Raw genomic sequence first — 17,153 nt, forward strand, 5'->3', positions numbered from 1 at the left:
AGACACGACCTAGACCGAGCAGGCTCCCCGGCGCAGGCTCCAGCGGGCCGGGAGGGCGGTGGACGCCAGGCCCAGGGTCAGGGCCGCCGCCGCGAAGGAGGCGTACAGCATCGGCGGGATGTGCGGGGGTGCCCCCGTGACCGCCTTGGTCAGCGGGAACAGCGTGGCCAGGGCGATCGCGCTGCCCAGGGTGACGCCCGCCCCGCCGATCAGGAGGGCCTCCCAGCGGAGCATCCGCAGCACCTGGCGCCGGGTCGAGCCGACCAGGCGCAGCATCCGCAGCTCGCGGCGGCGGTCGAGGACGGTCATCACCAGGGTGTTGGCGGCGGCGACGGCCGCGAAGCCGCCGAGGACGGCCGCCATGACGGTGTTGGCCCAGGCGTTGACCTCGCGGTCCGTGTTCTGGGCGGTGGTCCACTCCGAGGTGGACATCGCGGACCCCGGGCCTGCCGGGACCGGTCCGCGGATCAGCAGTTCGGTGGCGCGCCCGGCCGTGGTGTGACCGGTCAGGTCGGCCGCCGGGAGGGTGACCTGGCCGAGGCCGAGACCCCGGGTGTAGACGGCCACGATCTCCGGGTTCGCGGGGACCCCGTCGGGGAGGCGGAGTTCGACGCGGTCGCCGACCCCGAGGCGCGCGGACTCCGCGAGGCTGCGGTCCACGGCGACCGTGCCGGGGCGCAGCGCGGCGAGGCTGCCCTCGCGTACGCCCAGGTCCTGGACGGTGGTGACGTCGCCCGCGACGCCCTGTGCCGAGGCGGACTGGAGCCGCTGCTCGGGGCCCGTGCCGAACATCGCGAGGACGGAGGTGCGGGTGACCGCGACTCCCCCGCGGAGGTCGGCGGGCGGGTCGGTGATCACGTGGTCGGCGAGCAGTCCGGCCTCCTGCTGCTGCCGGACGGCCTGTTCCTCACTGGTGTGCAGGAAGACCAGGGTCGAGGAGAAGGCCATGGCGAGCACGATCGGGGTGATCGCGGAGGCGAGCCGGCGGGCGTGGGCCCGGGAGTTGGCGGCGGCGAGCGAGCCGGAGGCCCCGCCGGCGCGCAGCGGGAAGCCGAGTACGGCGGCGCAGGCGCGGGCGATCAGTGGGCCGAGCAGGGCCACGGCGAGCATGAAGAGCATGACCACGCCGAGCGCGGCGTTGGCGGCGTCCTCCCCGCCGGAGGTGGCGGCCAGGCCAGCGCAGGCGACCCCGCCGGCCAGGGCGGCGATGCCCAGCGGGGTACGGATCCACCCCGGCCGGAGGCGTTCCACGGCGGCCGCGGCCAGCGCCTGGCCGGGCCGGATCCGGGCGGGCCGGCGGGCGGCGGCCCAGCCCGCGAGCAGCGCGGTGACGAGGCCGGTGCCGGCGGCCGAGACGAGCGGGATCCAGGAGACGGTGAGCTCGACCCCGCCCGGGATCGCGCCCTTGGCCTGGAGCTGCCCGAACCACCAGGCGGCGAGGCCGATGCCGGGTACGCAGCCCAGCACACCCGCGGCGGGCGCGACGAGCAGGGCTTCGGTGGCGACGATGCGGCGGATCTGCCGCGGGGTGGCTCCGACGGCGCGCAGCAGGGCGAACTCGCGGGAGCGTTGCCCGACGGAGAGCGCGACCGTGCCGGCGGCGGTGAAGACGGCGACGAGGGTGGCGGTGCCGCCGAAGGAGCCGCCGAGGCCGGTCAGCAGTTCCTTGGCGCCGGCGAGCCGCGGGTCCACGGCGCGGGCGGCGCCGGTCAGCACCTGGGCGCGGCCGTCGACGGCGGCGCGGACACGCTCCGGGTCGGCGTCGAACAGGACGACGGCGTCGAGGGCGCCGGGGTGCCCGGACAGGGCACGGGCCTCGGCGTCGGAGAACCAGACTCCGGTGCCTCCGGCCCGTCCCACGACCCGGAATTCCCGCTTCCCGACCGGGGTGTCGAGCGACACCCGGTCACCCGTGAACCCGGTGCCCGTACCCAGTACGACCTCCCCCGGAGCCCCCGGGGCCCGGCCGCCCGCGAGCGCCGCACCCGTGAAGGCGGACGCGCCCCAGCCCGAGGCCTCCACGGCGGAGCCCGCATCGCCCCGTACCGGGAACACCACGTCGGGGACGGCCCGTCCGAGCGGGGCCAGGCGCTCCAGCAGGGCGGCGTTGACCCTGGCCCGCTCCGGGACCCCTACCACCTCCTCGTAGGCGCCTTCGCCGCTGCCCACCTGCCGGCGGATCTGCTGGTCGGCGGCCACGACGACGGGGGCCTCGGCGTACCGGGTCGGCGGGAGGCTCGCCCGGGCTCCGCTCTCCAGCAGGATCCCGCAGGCGGAGACGATGGCGACGGTCATGAGCAGGGCGACGAAGGTGCCGGCGAAGGCGGCGGGCCGGAAACGCACCGCCGCCCGGGCCAGGCCGTTGGGACGGAGCAGCATCAGGCGGCCGCTCCCGCGTACGCGGCCGCGGCGGGGGCAGGGGCGGTGAGGGCGGTCATCCGGGCGGCGACGGTCGCGGCGGAGCTCCGCGGCAGCCGGTCGGCGATCAGGCCGTCGGCGAGGAAGAGCACCTGGTCGGCGGCGGCCGCGGCGGCCGGGTCGTGGGTGACCATGACGATGGTGGCGCCGAGGGAGTCCACGGCGGACCGGAGCAGTCCGAGGACCTCGGCGGCGGTGGTGGTGTCGAGGGCGCCGGTGGGTTCGTCCGCGAAGACGACGTCGGGCCGGGTGACCAGGGCCCGCGCGATGGCGACGCGCTGCTGCTGGCCGCCGGAGAGCTCGGCGGGGCGGCGGCGGCCCTTGCCTTCGAGGCCGACGCGGGCGAGCAGGTCGGCGGCCCGGTCCCGGTCCTGGCGCCCGCCGGCGAGCCGCATCGGGAGCAGCACGTTCTGCTCCACGGTGAGGGAGGGCAGCAGGTTGAAGGCCTGGAAGACGAAGCCGAGGCGGCTGCGGCGCAGTTCGGTGAGCTCGTTCTCGTTCATGCCGGTGATCTCGGTGCCGCCGAGGCGGACGGAGCCCGCGGTGGGGACGTCCAGCCCGGCCGCGCACTGGAGGAAGGTGGACTTGCCGGAGCCGGAGGGCCCCATCACGGCGGTGAAGCTGCCGCGCGGCAGGCTGAGGTCGATCCCGCGCAGCGCGTGCACGGTGGCGGCCCCCCGCCCGTACTCGCGCCGTACGCCGCGCAGCTCCACGGCGGCCGTGCCGTCGTACGCCGCCTGCGCGCTCTCGCGCTGCCGCCTGCTCCGCCGGAGCCCCATGGTGTGCCGCCTTCCGTACCCGTCGGTGATCGTGGTCCCGACGCTACGGACGGGGGGACGGGTGCGGACATGGCGGAGCCAGGCGGATCGTTGGTGGGGAAAACCCCCGTACGAAGGTCAGGGCGAGCGGCGGATGAGCAGCAGGGCGCGGTCGTCGTTGACGTCCTTGGCGACCTTTTCGATCAGGTGCCAGGCCGCGCCCTCCCACCCGGCGGCGACGTAGCGGTCGGCCTCGCCGGTGAGGCGGTCGATGCCCTCGCTGATGTCGCGGTCCGCGGTCTCGACCAGCCCGTCCGTGAAGAGCATGAGGACGTCGCCGCGGCGGAGGTTGCCGCGGGCGGGTTCGAACTCGGCGCCGTCGTACACGCCGAGCAGCGGGCCCTCGCCGGACCGCTCCTCCCAGCGGCCGGTGCCCGCGGAGAGCTGGAGGGCGGGCAGGTGGCCGGCGGAGAGGAGCTCGTAGTCGCCGCTCTCCAGGTCGAGGACGAGGTGGATGGAGGTGGCGAAGCCCTCGTCCCAGTCCTGGCGGAGCAGGTAGCCGTTGGCGGCGGGCAGGAAGCCGTGCGGGGGCAGGGCCCCGAGCAGGCCGCCGAACGCGCCGGACAGCAGCAGGGCGCGGGAGCCGGCCTCCATGCCCTTGCCGGAGACGTCGGTCAGGACGATCTCCAGGGTCCGGCCGCCGTTCGTACGGGCGGCGACGACGAAGTCGCCGGAGAAGGACTGGCCGCCTGCCGGGCGCAGGGCCATCTCGCGGTGCCAGCCGCCCGGGAGCGCGGGCAGCTTGCTCTGGACCCGGATGCGTTCGCGCAGGTCGAAGAGCATGGTGCCGCCGCGCCGCCAGGGCACGCCCACGCGGCTGCGGAACTGCGCGATGACCAGTCCGAAGAATCCGCAGGCGGCCACGACCAGGACGGTGCCGGGGGTGACCCGGGCGGGGCCCTCGGTGTACGGCCCGAGGACCAGCGCCTCCACGATGAGGGCGGCGGCGGAGGCCGCGTACAGCGCGAGCAGGCTCGCGGGGCGCAGCAGCAGGCCGCCCGCGACGATCGGCAGGACGAGGGCGGAGGGCGAGAACCAGACGGGCAGCATGAGCGTGCCGCAGGCGATGGCGGGGACGGTCAGGAGCAGCCCGGCGAAGGCGAGCCAGTCGGAGGCGTCGCCGCGGAAGTAGTCGACGGCGGATTTGCGCAGGGCGGTGCGGGCCCGGTGCGACAGCATGCGCGTCCGGGCCATGAGCGTCTCCATGCGTGCTCCGGCCATTGCTTCGGGACCCTATCCATCCTGGCTGTGCGCGCGCAGGGGGACCCCCGGACCTGGGGTCTCCGGCCGGGTTCCGGGCGGTCGAAAACCCTTCGACTGTGACGGAATGCCCTGGTAAGGATGGCCGTATGGCTCTTGAGATGCGCGTATTGCAGGCTGATGAGTGGGATGTCTGGTACGACCACCTGGAACTGGCGTTCGGCGGGGTGCCGGAGTCTCCCCAGGAGCGGGAACTCTACAAGTCCCTGACGGAGCTCGGGCGCTCCCTGGGCGTCTGGGACGGCGGGACCTGCGTCGGCTCGGCCGGCGCCTTCTCCTTCCGCCTGTCGGTGCCGGGCGGGGCGCTGGTGCCGGCGGCCGGGGTCACGATGGTGGGTGTCGCGCCCACGCACCGCCGGCGCGGGGTGCTCACCTCGATGATGCGCCGCCAGCTCGACGACGTCCGGGCGGGTGGCGAGCCGATCGCCGTGCTGACGGCCTCGGAACCGGCGATCTACGGGCGTTTCGGCTACGGCACCGCGACGTACGCCATGGCCGTGACCGTCGACACCGCGCGCGTACGGCTCGCGGTGCCTGCGGGGACGGACGAGGTGCGGCTGCGGCTCGTCGACCCGGAGAAGTCGCTGCCGGAGTGCGAGCAGGTGTACGGGGAGTTGGTCGCCCGGCGGCCCGGTATGCCGGCGCGGCAGCCGGGCTGGGAGCGGGTGTCCGTACTGGACCCGGAGTCGATGCGCGAGGGCGCCTCGCCGCTCAAGTGCGTGCTGGCGGAGCGGGCGGACGGCGAGGTGGTCGGGTACGCCCGCTACCGGGTCAGGCCCGCGTACGAGGCACAGGGCTGGGAGGGCAAGGTCGAGGTTGCCGATCTCGACGCGCTGGATCCGGCTGCGACGGCCGCGCTGTGGCGCTACCTGTTCGAGATCGACCTGACGGCGATCGTACGGGCGGCCAGGCGGCCGGTGGACGATCCGCTGCTCCACCTGGTCAGCGACATCCGGCGTTCACGGCCGAGCCCGCGCGATTCGCTGCACCTGCGGCTGGTGGATCTGCCCGCGGCCCTGGAAGCGCGGGCGTACGGGGCCCCGCTGGACGTGGTGATGGAGGTCGAGGACGCGTTCTGCCCGTGGAACGAGGGGCGGTGGCGGCTGGTCCGCGACGCGCAGGGCGCCGTCGCCTGTACGCGGACCGCGGACCCGGCGGACCTGGAGCTGTCGGTACGGGAGCTGGGCTCGGCGTACCTCGGCGGGATCACCCTGACCTCGCTGGCGGCGGCCGGCCGGGTGCGCGAGCTGCGCCCGGGGGCCCTGGCTGCGGCCTCGCGGGCCTTCACCGCCGATGTGGCGCCCTGGCTCCCGCACGGGTTCTAGGGATACCCCCTAGGGCGTCACCGGGTCTGACAGGAGGGGCACCAGAAGAGGTTCCGCGCCGCGAGGTCGGCGGTGCGGACCTCGGTCCCGCAGATGTGGCAGGGCATGCTCGCCCGGCGGTAGACGTACACCTCGCCGCCGTGGTCGTCCACGCGCGGTGGGCGGCCCATGGCCTCGGGCAGGTGCTCATCGCGGACGGTGTCGATCCGGTTGTTCCGTACGCCCTCGCGCATCAGCGCCGCCAGGTCCGCCCACATGGCGTCCCACTCGCCGCGCATGAGGTCCTTGCCCAGCCGGTACGGGTCGATGCCGTGCCGGAAGAGGACCTCGGCGCGGTAGACGTTGCCGACGCCCGCGATCACCTTCTGGTCCATGAGCAGGGCGGCGACGGTGGTGCGGGAGCGGGAGATCCGCTTCCAGGCGCGGTCCGGATCGTCGGCCGGGCGCAGCGGGTCGGGGCCGAGCCGCTCGTGTATCGCCTTCTTCTCGGCTTCGCCGATCAGCGCGCAGGCGGTGGGGCCACGCAGGTCGGCCCAGTGCTCCGGGTTGAGCAGCCGCAGCCGGACCGTGTCCGTGGCCGGGGGCGCCGGGGCGGGGCCGAAGCCGAGCTTGCCGAACAGGCCGAGGTGGATGTGGATCCAGGCGTCGCCGAGTTCCAGGAACAGGTGCTTGCCGTGCGCCTCGGCACTCTCCAGGTCCCGCCCGTCGAGCAGGGCGGCGCTCTCGGCGAAGCGGCCCTGCGGGCTGCTCACCCGGACCGGCTGCCCGGCGAAGCGCTCGGTGTGGTCCTGGGCGAGGCGGTGGATCGTATGCCCCTCGGGCACTGCACAGCTCCTACTTCTGGAAACGGCCGTGCCGCCGGGCCGGAAGCCTCGGCGGCACGGTGAAGCGGAAGATCAGCCCTGCGGGTGGTGGGCCGGGATCGGGGGGAGCTCACCGGTCTGCTCGTACGCGGAGAGCATGTCGATGCGGCGGGTGTGGCGCTCCTCGCCGGAGTACGGGGTCGCCAGGAAGGCCTCGATGAAGGCGACGGCCTCGTCCTGCGTGTGCATGCGGCCGCCGACGGAGATCACGTTGGCGTTGTTGTGCTCACGGCCGAGCTTCGCGGTCTCGACGCTCCAGGCCAGGATGGCACGCACGCCCTTGACCTTGTTCGCGGCGATCTGCTCGCCGTTGCCGGAGCCGCCGATGACGATGCCGAGGCTGTCGGCGTCCGCGGCGGTCTTCTCCGCGGCGCGCAGGCAGAACGGCGGGTAGTCGTCCACCGCGTCATAGATGTGGGGCCCGCAGTCGACGGGCTCGTGGCCGTTGTTCTTGAGCCAGTCCACCAGGTGGTTCTTGAGCTCAAAGCCGGCATGGTCGGATCCGAGGTACACGCGCATGGGACGAGTGTGGCACGAGCGTGCCGGAAGGCCCGCAGAGGGTGTCGCGTAAGTCACTTCTAAAGCTCAAGTAAACCCAAAGAGCGCAGATGGGACAGGGGGGACCAAGGTCCTGGACGTTCGTCCCTACGCAACGATCCGGATTGGGGTCTTCCGCCCTGCGTTCATCTCAGGTTTGAATGCCGGGGCTCGCAACCCGAGAACCTAAGGATCCGTCCATGAGCTCCACGACGACCCTTCAGAAGGAAGGCAACCCCACCGGAAACAACGGTGACGGTCAGCCCTCCGACGGTCTGAAGGCCGGTCTCAAGAACCGCCACCTGTCCATGATCGCCATCGGCGGCGTCATTGGCGCCGGCCTGTTCGTCGGCTCCGGCGGCGGTATCGCCAAGGCCGGCCCCGCCATCCTGATCTCGTACCTCCTCGTCGGCGCGATGGTCGTCTTCGTGATGCGGATGCTCGGCGAGATGGCCGCCGCCAGCCCCAACTCGGGCTCCTTCTCCGCGTACGCCGACCGCGCGCTCGGCCGCTGGGCCGGCTTCTCCATCGGCTGGCTGTACTGGTTCTTCTGGGTCGTCGTGCTCGCCGTCGAGGCGACCGCCGGCGCGAAGATCCTCGAGGGCTGGATCCCGGCCGTCCCGCAGTGGGGCTGGGCCCTGATCGTGATGGCCGTCCTGACGATCACCAACCTCGGCTCCGTCGCCTCCTACGGCGAGTTCGAGTTCTGGTTCGCCGGCATCAAGGTCGTCGCCATCGGCGCCTTCGTGGTCGTCGGCATGCTCGCCGTCTTCGGCGTGCTGCCGGGTTCGGACAACCCGGGCGCAGGCTTCGCCCACCTCACCGACGCCGGCGGGTTCATGCCGAACGGCTGGGGCTCCATCCTCACCGGTGTGCTGATGGTCGTCTTCTCCTTCATGGGCAGCGAGATCGTCACCCTGGCCGCCGGCGAGTCCGAGGACCCGCGCCGCGCGGTCACCAAGGCCACCAACTCGGTGATCTGGCGCATCGGCGTCTTCTACCTGGGCTCGATCTTCATCGTCCTCACCCTGCTGCCGTGGAACGACAAGTCGATCGTCGACAAGGGCTCGTACGTCGCCGCCCTGGACTCCATCGGCATCGCGCACGCCGGCCAGATCATGAACGTGATCGTCCTGACCGCCGTGCTGTCCTGCCTGAACTCGGGCATGTACACGGCCTCCCGCATGGCGTTCTCGCTGGGCGAGCGCGGTGACGCGCCCAAGATCTTCGCCAAGGTCAACAAGAGGGGCGTGCCCACGGCCGCGATCCTGGGCTCCGTGGTCTTCGGCTTCGCCGCCGTCTACTTCAACTACACCTCTCCGGACACCGTCTTCAGCTTCCTGCTGAACTCCTCGGGTGCGATCGCGCTCTTCGTGTGGCTGGCGATCTGCCTGACGCAGCTGCGGATGCGCAAGATCCTGGTGCGCGAGGCGCCGGACAAGCTGACGGTCAAGATGTGGCTCTTCCCGTACCTGACGTGGGCCACCGCCGCGATGATCACCTTCGTCCTGGGCTACATGGTCTACGACAAGGACAACCGCGAGACGGTCACGCTGTCGCTGCTGGTCGCCGCCGTCGTTCTGATCATCGGCGTGGTGCGCGACGTGCGCCGCAAGGCCGCCGAGCGCGTCTAGGCACATATCACGTATGCGGACACACGACAGCCCCGGACCACTTCGCGTGGTCCGGGGCTGTCGTGCTTGCGCTGCGGCCGGCGGCTACTTGCGGCCGACCAGCTTCCACGTGGCGGGCAGCAGGCCCATCGCCAGCGCCGCCTTGAGCGCGTCGCCGATCAGGAACGGGGTCAGCCCCGCCGCGACGGCCGCGCCGAAGGACATCCCGGTGGACAGCGCCAGGTACGGCACGCCCACGGCGTAGATCAGGGCCGAGCCCAGCACCATCGCGCCCGCCGTACGGAGGACCGAGCGGTCGGCGCCGCGGCGGGCCAGCGCGCCCACGACGGTGGCGGCGAGGAGCATGCCGAGCACGTAGCCGAACGAGGCACCGCCCGCGCCGGAGGTGCCACCCGCGAACCACGGCACGCCCGCCATGCCGACGAGGGCGTACAGGGCGAGCGAGAGGAAGCCGCGGCGGGCGCCGAACGCGGTACCGACCAGCAGGGCCGCGAAGGTCTGGCCGGTGACCGGGACCGGGGAGCCGGGGACGGGCACGGCGATCTGCGCGGCGAGGCCGGTGAGCGCGGCTCCGCCGGCGGCGAGCGCGATGTCGCGGACGCGGCTCGCGGGCAGCAGGTCGGCCAGGACGGCGCCGGGGCGGAAGGAGACGGAAGCAGTGCTCATCGGAGGCTCCGCGGGGTGAGGGTGACGGGACGATCACCGACGCTAGTGCGCGGCCGGGCGCCGCCCCACCTCCGGCCGGGACAAAGCCCTGCTCACCGGTTTGGTGGGGAGTGTACAAAGAGGCGGGTTCACACCTGAGGTGGAGTGATCCGCGTCACGAGCCAGATTCAGACAACACGTCCGTTTTGCGCGGATGGGCGCCGTCCGGTGAGACTGTAGGGTCCCGCCAATCCGAATGCGGAGCCCCCACCGCCGCTGCCGAGCACGAGAGTACGAGCATCCACTCATGCGCGACCGCTTGCCCACCACCCCTCCCACAGGACCGACCGGGCCCAGCCTTCCCAGCGGGCCCGAGTTTCCGGTGGAACCCCTCAGCCACAGCCTCAAGCAGCGCCACCTGACCATGCTGGGCCTCGGCGGCGTGATCGGCGCCGGGCTGTTCGTCGGCTCCGGCGCCGGCATCGGCATCGCCGGCCCCGCGATCATCTGCTCGTACCTGCTCGCGGGCGCCCTCGCCATGCTGGTGATGCGCGCGCTCGGCGAGATGTCGGCGGCGATGCCCGCCTCCGGCTCGTTCTCCGTGTACGCGGAGCGGGCGCTGGGGCGCTGGGCCGGGTTCTCGGCGGGCTGGCTGTACTGGTTCCTGCTGGTCGTGGTGCTGGCGGTGGAGGCCACCGGCGCGGCGAAGATCGCGAACAGCTGGCTCCCGTCGGTCGACCAGTGGGTCTGGGTGCTGATCTTCATGGTGGTCTTCACCGTCAGCAACCTGGCCGCCGTGAAGAACTTCGGCGAGTTCGAGTTCTGGTTCGCGGCCCTCAAGGTCGGCGCAATCGTCCTCTTCCTGATCCTCGGCACGCTCGCGATCTTCGGCCTGCTGCCCGACACGGATCCCATCGGCATGGCCAACCTGACCGGCCAGGGCGGGTTCTTCCCCGAGGGCTTCGGCGGGGTGGTCGCCGGCATGCTCGCGGTCATCTTCGCCTTCGGCGGCCTGGAGGTCGTCACCATCGCGGCCGCCGAGTCCGACGACCCGGCCAAGTCCGTGGCCCGCGCGGTGCGCAGCGCCGTGTGGCGCATCCTCTTCTTCTACGTCGGCTCGATGGTGGTCATCGTGACCCTGCTGCCGTGGCACTCGCTGGAGCCGGGGCAGAGTCCGTACGTCGCCGTCCTGGACTCCATCGGGATCCCGGGGGCCGGCCAGATCATGAACATCGTGGTGTTCGTGGCGCTGCTGTCGGCGCTCAACGCCAACCTGTACGGCTCCTCGCGCATGGTGTTCTCGCTGGCCGAGCGCGGCGATGCGCCCAAGGCGCTGCTGAAGGTGTCGGGCGGCGGGGTGCCGCGCCGGGCCGTGTTCGCCTCGGTGAGCTTCGGGTTCGTGTCGGTCGTGCTGAACCTGCTGTGGCCGGACACGGTCTTCCTCTACATGCTCAACGCGGTCGGCGCGGTGCTGCTGTTCGTGTGGGCGCTGATCGCGGTCTCGGAGCTGAAGCTGCGGCGGATGCTGGAGCGGGAGATGCCGGAGCGCCTGACGCTGCGGATGTGGTGCTTCCCGTACCTGACGTGGGTGGCGCTGTTCGGCATGGCGGCGGTGCTGGTGCTGATGCTGTTCGACGACTCGGCGCGGCCGCAGCTGCTGTGGTCCTCGGGTGCGGCCGCGGCGGTCCTCGTGGTGGCGTGGGTGCGCGAGCTCAGGGCGCGCCGGGTGGCCTGACGCCTGGGCCAACGCCTGCACATATCGGCCCACTGTCCGGATATTGGACAGCTGATGTTCGATAACCGGACAGTGGGCACTATGACCCCATGAGTCAGAGCACCATCACACCCCCCGAACAGCAGCACGGCCCGGCAGCGCCGGCCGACGGCGGATCCCCCCTCGGCAACGGCCTCAAGCAGCGCCACCTTTCGATGATCGCCCTCGGCGGGGTCATCGGCGCCGGCCTCTTCGTGGGCTCCGGCGCCGGCATCGCCGCCGCCGGTCCCTCGATCGTGATCGCGTACGCCGCGTCCGGTCTGCTCGTGATGTTCGTGATGCGGATGCTCGGCGAGATGTCGGCCGCGAACCCCGCCTCCGGCTCGTTCTCCGTGCACGCGGACCGGGCGATCGGCCCGTGGGCCGGGTTCACGGCCGGCTGGATGTTCTGGACCCTGCTGTGCGTGGGCGTGGCCATCGAGGCGATCGGCGCGGCTCACATCATGACCGGCTGGTTCCCCGGGACCCCGTCCTGGGTGTGGGTACTGGCCTTCATGGCGCTGTTCTGCGGAACCAACCTGGCCGCCGTCTCCAACTTCGGCGAGTTCGAGTTCTGGTTCGCCGCCCTCAAGATCGCTGCGATCGCGCTCTTCCTGGGCCTGGGCGTGCTGGCCGTCCTGGGCCTGCTGCCCGGCACCTCCTCCCCCGGCACCGCCAACCTGCTGCACGACGGCGGGTTCCTGCCCAACGGCATGGACGGCCTGCTGGTCGGACTGCTCGCCTCGGTCGTCGCGTACGGCGGCCTGGAGACGGTGACCATCGCGGCCGCCGAGTCGGAGAACCCCGTCAAGGGCGTGGCCCGGGCCGTGAAGACCACCATGTGGCGGATCGCGATCGTCTACGTCGGCTCCATGCTGGTCATCGTCACGCTGCTGCCGTGGAACGACCCGGCGGTGACCGAGGACGGCCCGTACGCGGCCGCCCTGGACCACCTGGGGATCCCGGCCGCCGGCGAGATCATGAACGTGGTCATCCTGATCGCCCTGCTGTCGGCGATGAACGCCAACATCTACGGCTCCTCGCGCATGGCCTACTCGCTCGTCTCCCGCGGCCAGGGCCCGAAGGCGCTGGGCAAGGTCAGCGGCCGGGTGCCGCGCCGCGCGGTGCTCGCCTCCTGCGGGTTCGGCTTCGTCACCGTGCTGCTGTCGTACTGGTACCCGGACACCCTGTTCGCCTGGCTGCTGAACATGGTCGGCGGGGTCATCCTCGTCGTCTGGGGCTTCATCGCCGTCTCGCAGTTCGTGCTGCGGCGCCGGCTGGAGCGGGAGGCTCCGGAGAAGCTGGTCGTGAAGATGTGGGGCTTCCCGTACCTGACCTGGGTGGCGCTGGCCGGTGTGGCCGGGGTCCTGGTCCTGATGGTTCTGGACCAGGACACCCGGGTCCAGGTGGTCTTCACCGGCGGCCTCACCGCCGCCCTGGCGGCGACCGGCTACGTGATGCAGCGCCGGGCGGCGACCGCCCGCTGAGACACGCTCCGTCCCCGATGGGCCCCGTGCGTTCGCACGGGGCCCCTCCGCGTTCCACAGAGGTGACCCTTACGTGATCACCGGAATAGATACTGCTAGCGTGCAGTTGCGCATTGATTGCAATAAGCAGTTGGCACGCTGAGGGGACCGGATAACACGCATGGCCATCTACACGCTTCCTGAGCTTCCGTACGACTACGCGGCGCTGGAGCCGGTGATCAACCCGCAGATCATCGAGCTGCACCACGACAAGCACCACGCGGCCTACGTCGCCGGCGCCAACACCACGCTGGAGCAGCTGGCGGAGGCGCGCGACAAGGAGAACTGGGGCGCGCTGAACGGCCTGGAGAAGAACCTGGCCTTCCACCTCTCCGGCCACATCCTGCACAGCATCTACTGGCACAACATGGCCAGCCCGAAGACCGGCGAGGGCGGCGGCGAGCCCACCGCGGCCGACGGCCTCGGCGACCTGGCCGACGCGATCGCCGAGTCCTTCGGCTCCTTCGCGAAGTTCAGGAAGCAGCTGACCTTCGCGTCCTCCGCGACGCAGGGCTCCGGCTGGGGCGTGCTCGCGTACGAGCCGATCAGCGGCCGTCTGATCGTCGAGCAGGTCTACGACCACCAGGGCAACGTCGGCCAGGCATCGGTGCCGATCCTGGTCTTCGACGCCTGGGAGCACGCCTTCTACCTGCAGTACAAGAACCAGAAGGTGGACTTCATCGAGGCCATGTGGAACGTCGTCAACTGGCAGGACGTGGCCGGGCGCTACGCCGATGCCAAGGCGAACACCCCCCTGCTGATCCCCGTCAAGGGCTGATCAGTCCCAAAAGCCCGTCCGCCTCGTGATCGTCTTCTCAACCTTCGCGTGCGGGCGTGTCCGACGGAAGACCCCCGCAAGGACGTGACTTGCGGGGGTCTTCCGTCTGTTCGACAGCAGGCCTACTCGAAGGACGGGCCCTTGGTGCGGGTGCGCTTGATCTCGTAGAAGCCGGGGGTGGAGGCGACCAGCAGGGTGCCGTCCCACAGCCGGGCGGCGGCCTCGCCGCGCGGGGTCGGGGTGACGACCGGACCGAAGAAGGCCACCTCGTCGCCCTTGGCGGCGCCGGGCACGGAGATCACCGGGGTGCCGACCTCCTGGCCGACGCGCTCGATGCCGTCGTTGTGGGAGTCGCGCAGCACCTGGTCGTACTCGTCGGAGTCGGCGTAGGCGAGCAGCTCGGCCGGCAGGCCGACCTCCTCCAGCGCCTCGGCGATGACCTCGCGGGTCGCGCCCTTGTCCTCGTTGTGGATGCGGGTGCCGAGCGCGGTGTAGAGCTTGCCGGTGATCTCCTCACCGTGCTTCTGCTGGGCCGCGATGACGACGCGGACCGGCGCCCAGCCCTTGGGGCCGAGCAGCTCGCGGTAGCGTTCGGGCAGCTCGTCGAGCTTGTTCTCGTTGAGGACGGCGAGGCTCATCACGTGCCAGCGCACCTCGACGTCACGGACCTTCTCGACCTCCAGCATCCAGCGGGACGTCATCCAGGCCCAGGGGCAGAGCGGGTCGAACCAGAAGTCGACCGGGGTCTTCTCGCGCACCTGGGTGTCGGCCATGTCTCTCCTCGAGTCGCGTGTGCATCACTGGTCGTGTTTCCCCCTCGCCAACCAGGCCGGGCCCGCCCGCATTCCCCCGTGCGAGGATTCCGTCAGGTATCGCGATCACGCACGAAGGAGTGCACGTGCCCGGAGAGAATCTGTCCCGTGACGAGGCCCGCGAGCGGGCCGAGCTGCTGTCCGTCGACGGGTACGAGGTGGTCCTCGACCTGAGGTCCGCCGTGGACGAGGCCGAATCGGCCGAGGGTCCGCGGACCTTCCGCTCGGTGACCACGATCCGCTTCCGGGCCGCGGCCCCCGGCTCGGCCACCTTCGCCGACCTCGTCGCCCCGTCGGTGAACTCCGTCACCCTCAACGGGCGGGAGCTGGAGCCGGCGGCCGTCTTCGACGGGGCGCGGATCGCCCTGGCCGATCTGGCCGCCGAGAACGTCCTGGTGGTGGACGCGAACTGCGCGTACAGCCGGACGGGCGAGGGCATGCACCGCTTCGTCGACCCGGAGGACGGCGAGGTCTACCTCTACACGCAGTACGAGCCGGCCGACGCCCGCCGCGTGTACGCGAACTTCGAGCAGCCCGACCTGAAGGCCCCGTACCGCTTCGAGGTGACCGCGCCGGAGGGCTGGCACGTCTGGAGCAACGGCGCCGAGGAGTCCCGCGAGGGCCAGACCCGGCGCTTCGCCGAGACCGCGCCGATCTCCACGTACATCACCTGCGTGGTGGCGGGCCCGTACCACTACGTGACGGACACCTACACGCGCGGGGACCTGACGATCCCGCTGGGCGCGATCTGCCGCAAGGGGCTGGCGAAGCACTTCGACGCGGACGACGTCTTCCTCGTCACCAAGCAGGGTTTCGACTTCTTCCACGAGCACTTCGACTACCCGTACCCCTTCGGGAAGTACGACCAGGCCTTCGTGCCCGAGTACAACCTGGGCGCGATGGAGAACCCGGGGATGGTGACCTTCCGCGAGGAGTACATCTTCCGCGGCAAGGTGACGCGGGCCGCGTACGAGCGCCGCTGCAACACGATCCTGCACGAGATGGCCCACATGTGGTTCGGCGACCTCGTCACCATGAAGTGGTGGGACGACCTGTGGCTGAAGGAGTCCTTCGCGGACTTCATGGGCTCCTTCTCGCAGGTGGAGGCGACCCGCTTCGACCAGGCGTGGGTGACCTTCGCCAACAACCGCAAGGCGTGGGCGTACCGGGCCGACCAGCTCCCCTCCACGCACCCGATCACGGCCGACATCCGTGACCTGGAGGACGCGAAGCTCAACTTCGACGGCATCACGTACGCCAAGGGCGCGGCGGTGCTCAAGCAGCTCGTCGCGTACGTGGGCCGGGACGCGTTCCTGGAGGGCGCGCGGCGCTACTTCAAGGCCAACGCGTACGGGAACACCACGCTGGACGATCTGCTGTCGGTGCTCGGCGAGGTCTCCGGGCGGGACATGGCCGAGTGGTCGCGGGCCTGGCTCCAGACGGCCGGCGTGAACGTGCTGACGCCGGTGGTGACGTACGACGCGGGCGGCCGGGTGACCGAGCTGTCGGTGGTGCAGGAGGGCGACGAGCTGCGCCCCCACCGGGTGGCGGTCGGCCTGTACCGGCTGGAGGACGGCGCGCTGGTCCGCTACGCGCGGGCCGAGGCGGACGTGGCCGGCGCCTCGACGGTCGTGGCGAAGCTGGCCGGGCAGGAGCGGCCCGACCTGGTGCTGGTCAACGACGACGACCTCACGTATTGCAAGATGCGCTTCGACGAGGGCTCGCTGGCGACGCTGCGCCAGCGGCTCGGGAGCGTGGCGGACCCGCTGACGCGGGCGCTGTGCTGGTCGGCGCTGTGGAACCTGACGCGTGACGGGCTGATGCCGGCGCGCGACTTCATCTCGATGGTGCTGGCCCACGCCGGCCGCGAGAGCGACGTCGGCGTGCTCCAGATGCTGCACTCGCAGGTGCTGGCCGCGGTCACGCACTACGCGGCGGCAGACTGGCGCGAGCAGGGCGGCCGGGTGCTGTCGGCGGTCGCGCTGCAGGAGCTGCGGCTGGCGGAGCCGGGCTCGGAGCACCAGCTGACCTGGGCCCGCTTCTTCGCGGCGGGCGCGGCGACGGAGGGCGACTTCCAGCTGCTGCTGGGGCTGCTGGAGGGTTCGGCGCGGATCGACGGGCTGGACGTGGACCAGGAGCTGCGGTGGGACTTCCTGCTGCCGCTGGCCGCGCACGGCGCGGTGGACGAGGCCGTGCTGACGGCGGAACTGGCGCGCGACGACACGGCGTCGGGCAAGCGGCACCAGGTGCGGTGCCTCGCGGCGCGGCCGTCCGAGGCGGTCAAGGACCAGGCGTGGGCGGCGGTCGTCGAGTCGGACGCCCTGTCGAACGCGCTGGTGGAGGCGACGATCGCGGGCATGCAGCAGCCTTCGCAGCGGGCCCTGCTGGCGCCGTACGCGGGGCGCTACTTCGAGGTGATCGAGCGGATCTGGGCGGACCGGTCGATCCAGATCGGCATGCACGTGGTGAAGGGGATGTACCCCTCGCTGGAGGACTCGGAGCCGACGCTGGCCGCCACGGACGCCTGGCTCGCCGCGCACGCCGATGCCGCTCCGGCGCTGCGCCGCCTGGTGCTGGAGGCCCGTGACGACCTGGCGCGGGCGCTGCGGGCGCAGGCCTGCGACGCGGCTTCCGCCGCGGGTTCGGCCGCGGGTTCGGCCGCGGTCTAGCGAACGCGTGGGCGGGGCCGGTCCGTCGTGGCGGACCGGCCCCGCCGAGGGATACGAACGGCGCTATCGGCTTTCGAACGGCCGTACTTTAGTGCGGTCTTGTCCGGTTTTGTCG

13 protein-coding genes are annotated in these 17,153 nt (G+C 71.7%); 6 read left to right on the forward strand and 7 right to left on the reverse strand.

The window, feature by feature from the left end:
* Nucleotides 1-9: 9 nt before the first annotated feature.
* From OG509_RS13740 to OG509_RS13750, 3 genes are all read right to left on the reverse strand, one after another.
* Nucleotides 10-2,379 carry an FtsX-like permease family protein gene (locus tag OG509_RS13740; RefSeq protein ID WP_406182824.1) on the reverse strand — a complete coding sequence of 790 codons (2,370 nt, stop codon included), beginning with the start codon at nucleotides 2,377-2,379 and terminating at the stop codon, nucleotides 10-12.
* Nucleotides 2,379-3,197 carry an ABC transporter ATP-binding protein gene (locus tag OG509_RS13745; RefSeq protein WP_406182826.1) on the reverse strand — a complete coding sequence of 273 codons (819 nt, stop codon included), beginning with the start codon at nucleotides 3,195-3,197 and terminating at the stop codon, nucleotides 2,379-2,381. The genes OG509_RS13740 and OG509_RS13745 overlap by 1 nt, the downstream gene beginning before the upstream one ends.
* A 117-nt stretch (nucleotides 3,198-3,314) precedes the next feature.
* Entirely contained in the window at nucleotides 3,315-4,442 is a 1,128-nt protein-coding gene (locus OG509_RS13750; RefSeq protein ID WP_406182828.1) for a PP2C family protein-serine/threonine phosphatase, read from the reverse strand.
* Between the two features lie 143 nt (nucleotides 4,443-4,585).
* Here OG509_RS13750 and OG509_RS13755 point away from each other — a divergent pair, with 143 nt between their 5' ends.
* Nucleotides 4,586-5,821 (forward strand): GNAT family N-acetyltransferase, encoded by a 1,236-nt coding sequence (locus tag OG509_RS13755; RefSeq protein WP_385577500.1) that lies wholly within the window; start codon nucleotides 4,586-4,588, stop codon nucleotides 5,819-5,821.
* 17 nt (nucleotides 5,822-5,838) lie between these two features.
* Here OG509_RS13755 and OG509_RS13760 read toward each other — a convergent pair whose 3' ends face one another.
* Nucleotides 5,839-6,645, reverse strand: coding sequence for an Fpg/Nei family DNA glycosylase (locus OG509_RS13760; RefSeq protein WP_406182830.1), 807 nt, complete (start codon nucleotides 6,643-6,645; stop codon nucleotides 5,839-5,841).
* A gap of 72 nt (nucleotides 6,646-6,717) precedes the next feature.
* Nucleotides 6,718-7,203, reverse strand: a complete 486-nt coding sequence (locus OG509_RS13765; RefSeq protein WP_406182832.1) for a ribose-5-phosphate isomerase — start codon at nucleotides 7,201-7,203, stop codon at nucleotides 6,718-6,720.
* A 218-nt stretch (nucleotides 7,204-7,421) separates the two neighbouring features.
* Between OG509_RS13765 and OG509_RS13770 the strand changes: the two genes are divergently transcribed.
* The gene (locus OG509_RS13770; protein ID WP_406182834.1) at nucleotides 7,422-8,855 is read left to right on the forward strand and encodes an amino acid permease; all 1,434 of its coding nucleotides are present in this window, start codon (nucleotides 7,422-7,424) and stop codon (nucleotides 8,853-8,855) included.
* A gap of 84 nt (nucleotides 8,856-8,939) precedes the next feature.
* On the opposite strand, the gene OG509_RS13775 is transcribed toward OG509_RS13770, so the two are convergent.
* Nucleotides 8,940-9,521: a biotin transporter BioY gene (locus OG509_RS13775; protein ID WP_406182835.1), complete on the reverse strand. Its 582-nt coding sequence runs from the start codon at nucleotides 9,519-9,521 to the stop codon at nucleotides 8,940-8,942.
* 286 nt (nucleotides 9,522-9,807) lie between these two features.
* Between OG509_RS13775 and OG509_RS13780 the strand changes: the two genes are divergently transcribed.
* The 3 genes from OG509_RS13780 (at nucleotide 9,808) to OG509_RS13790 (ending at nucleotide 13,557) form a co-directional block, all read left to right on the forward strand.
* A complete protein-coding gene (locus OG509_RS13780) occupies nucleotides 9,808-11,235 on the forward strand; it encodes an amino acid permease (RefSeq protein WP_406182837.1) in 1,428 nt (475 codons plus the stop codon).
* Nucleotides 11,236-11,324: 89 nt separating this feature from the next.
* Nucleotides 11,325-12,740 (forward strand): amino acid permease, encoded by a 1,416-nt coding sequence (locus OG509_RS13785; RefSeq protein ID WP_406182839.1) that lies wholly within the window; start codon nucleotides 11,325-11,327, stop codon nucleotides 12,738-12,740.
* A gap of 160 nt (nucleotides 12,741-12,900) precedes the next feature.
* Nucleotides 12,901-13,557: a superoxide dismutase gene (locus OG509_RS13790; RefSeq protein WP_406182841.1), complete on the forward strand. Its 657-nt coding sequence runs from the start codon at nucleotides 12,901-12,903 to the stop codon at nucleotides 13,555-13,557.
* Nucleotides 13,558-13,679: 122 nt separating this feature from the next.
* On the opposite strand, the gene OG509_RS13795 is transcribed toward OG509_RS13790, so the two are convergent.
* Complete coding sequence (locus OG509_RS13795; RefSeq protein ID WP_406182843.1) at nucleotides 13,680-14,330, reverse strand: DsbA family protein; 651 nt, start codon at nucleotides 14,328-14,330, stop codon at nucleotides 13,680-13,682.
* Between the two features lie 125 nt (nucleotides 14,331-14,455).
* Between OG509_RS13795 and pepN the strand changes: the two genes are divergently transcribed.
* A complete protein-coding gene (pepN, locus tag OG509_RS13800; RefSeq protein ID WP_406182845.1) occupies nucleotides 14,456-17,038 on the forward strand; it encodes an aminopeptidase N in 2,583 nt (860 codons plus the stop codon).
* Nucleotides 17,039-17,153: the final 115 nt, after the last annotated feature.

The sequence above is a fragment of the Streptomyces sp. NBC_01006 genome (assembly GCF_045162725.1).
Classification (GTDB): domain Bacteria; phylum Actinomycetota; class Actinomycetes; order Streptomycetales; family Streptomycetaceae; genus Streptomyces.

What these genes read in the sequence shown, in the direction of transcription:
- OG509_RS13740 (WP_406182824.1), bottom strand. Translation starts at nt 2,379, where the DNA reads ATGCTGCTCCGTCCCAACGGCCTGGCCCGGGCGGCGGTGCGTTTCCGG.
- OG509_RS13745 (WP_406182826.1), bottom strand. Translation starts at nt 3,197, where the DNA reads ATGGGGCTCCGGCGGAGCAGGCGGCAGCGCGAGAGCGCGCAGGCGGCG.
- OG509_RS13750 (WP_406182828.1), bottom strand. Translation starts at nt 4,442, where the DNA reads ATGGAGACGCTCATGGCCCGGACGCGCATGCTGTCGCACCGGGCCCGC.
- OG509_RS13755 (WP_385577500.1), top strand. Translation starts at nt 4,586, where the DNA reads ATGGCTCTTGAGATGCGCGTATTGCAGGCTGATGAGTGGGATGTCTGG.
- OG509_RS13765 (WP_406182832.1), bottom strand. Translation starts at nt 7,203, where the DNA reads ATGCGCGTGTACCTCGGATCCGACCATGCCGGCTTTGAGCTCAAGAAC.
- OG509_RS13770 (WP_406182834.1), top strand. Translation starts at nt 7,422, where the DNA reads ATGAGCTCCACGACGACCCTTCAGAAGGAAGGCAACCCCACCGGAAAC.
- OG509_RS13775 (WP_406182835.1), bottom strand. Translation starts at nt 9,521, where the DNA reads ATGAGCACTGCTTCCGTCTCCTTCCGCCCCGGCGCCGTCCTGGCCGAC.
- OG509_RS13780 (WP_406182837.1), top strand. Translation starts at nt 9,808, where the DNA reads ATGCGCGACCGCTTGCCCACCACCCCTCCCACAGGACCGACCGGGCCC.
- OG509_RS13785 (WP_406182839.1), top strand. Translation starts at nt 11,325, where the DNA reads ATGAGTCAGAGCACCATCACACCCCCCGAACAGCAGCACGGCCCGGCA.
- OG509_RS13790 (WP_406182841.1), top strand. Translation starts at nt 12,901, where the DNA reads ATGGCCATCTACACGCTTCCTGAGCTTCCGTACGACTACGCGGCGCTG.
- OG509_RS13795 (WP_406182843.1), bottom strand. Translation starts at nt 14,330, where the DNA reads ATGGCCGACACCCAGGTGCGCGAGAAGACCCCGGTCGACTTCTGGTTC.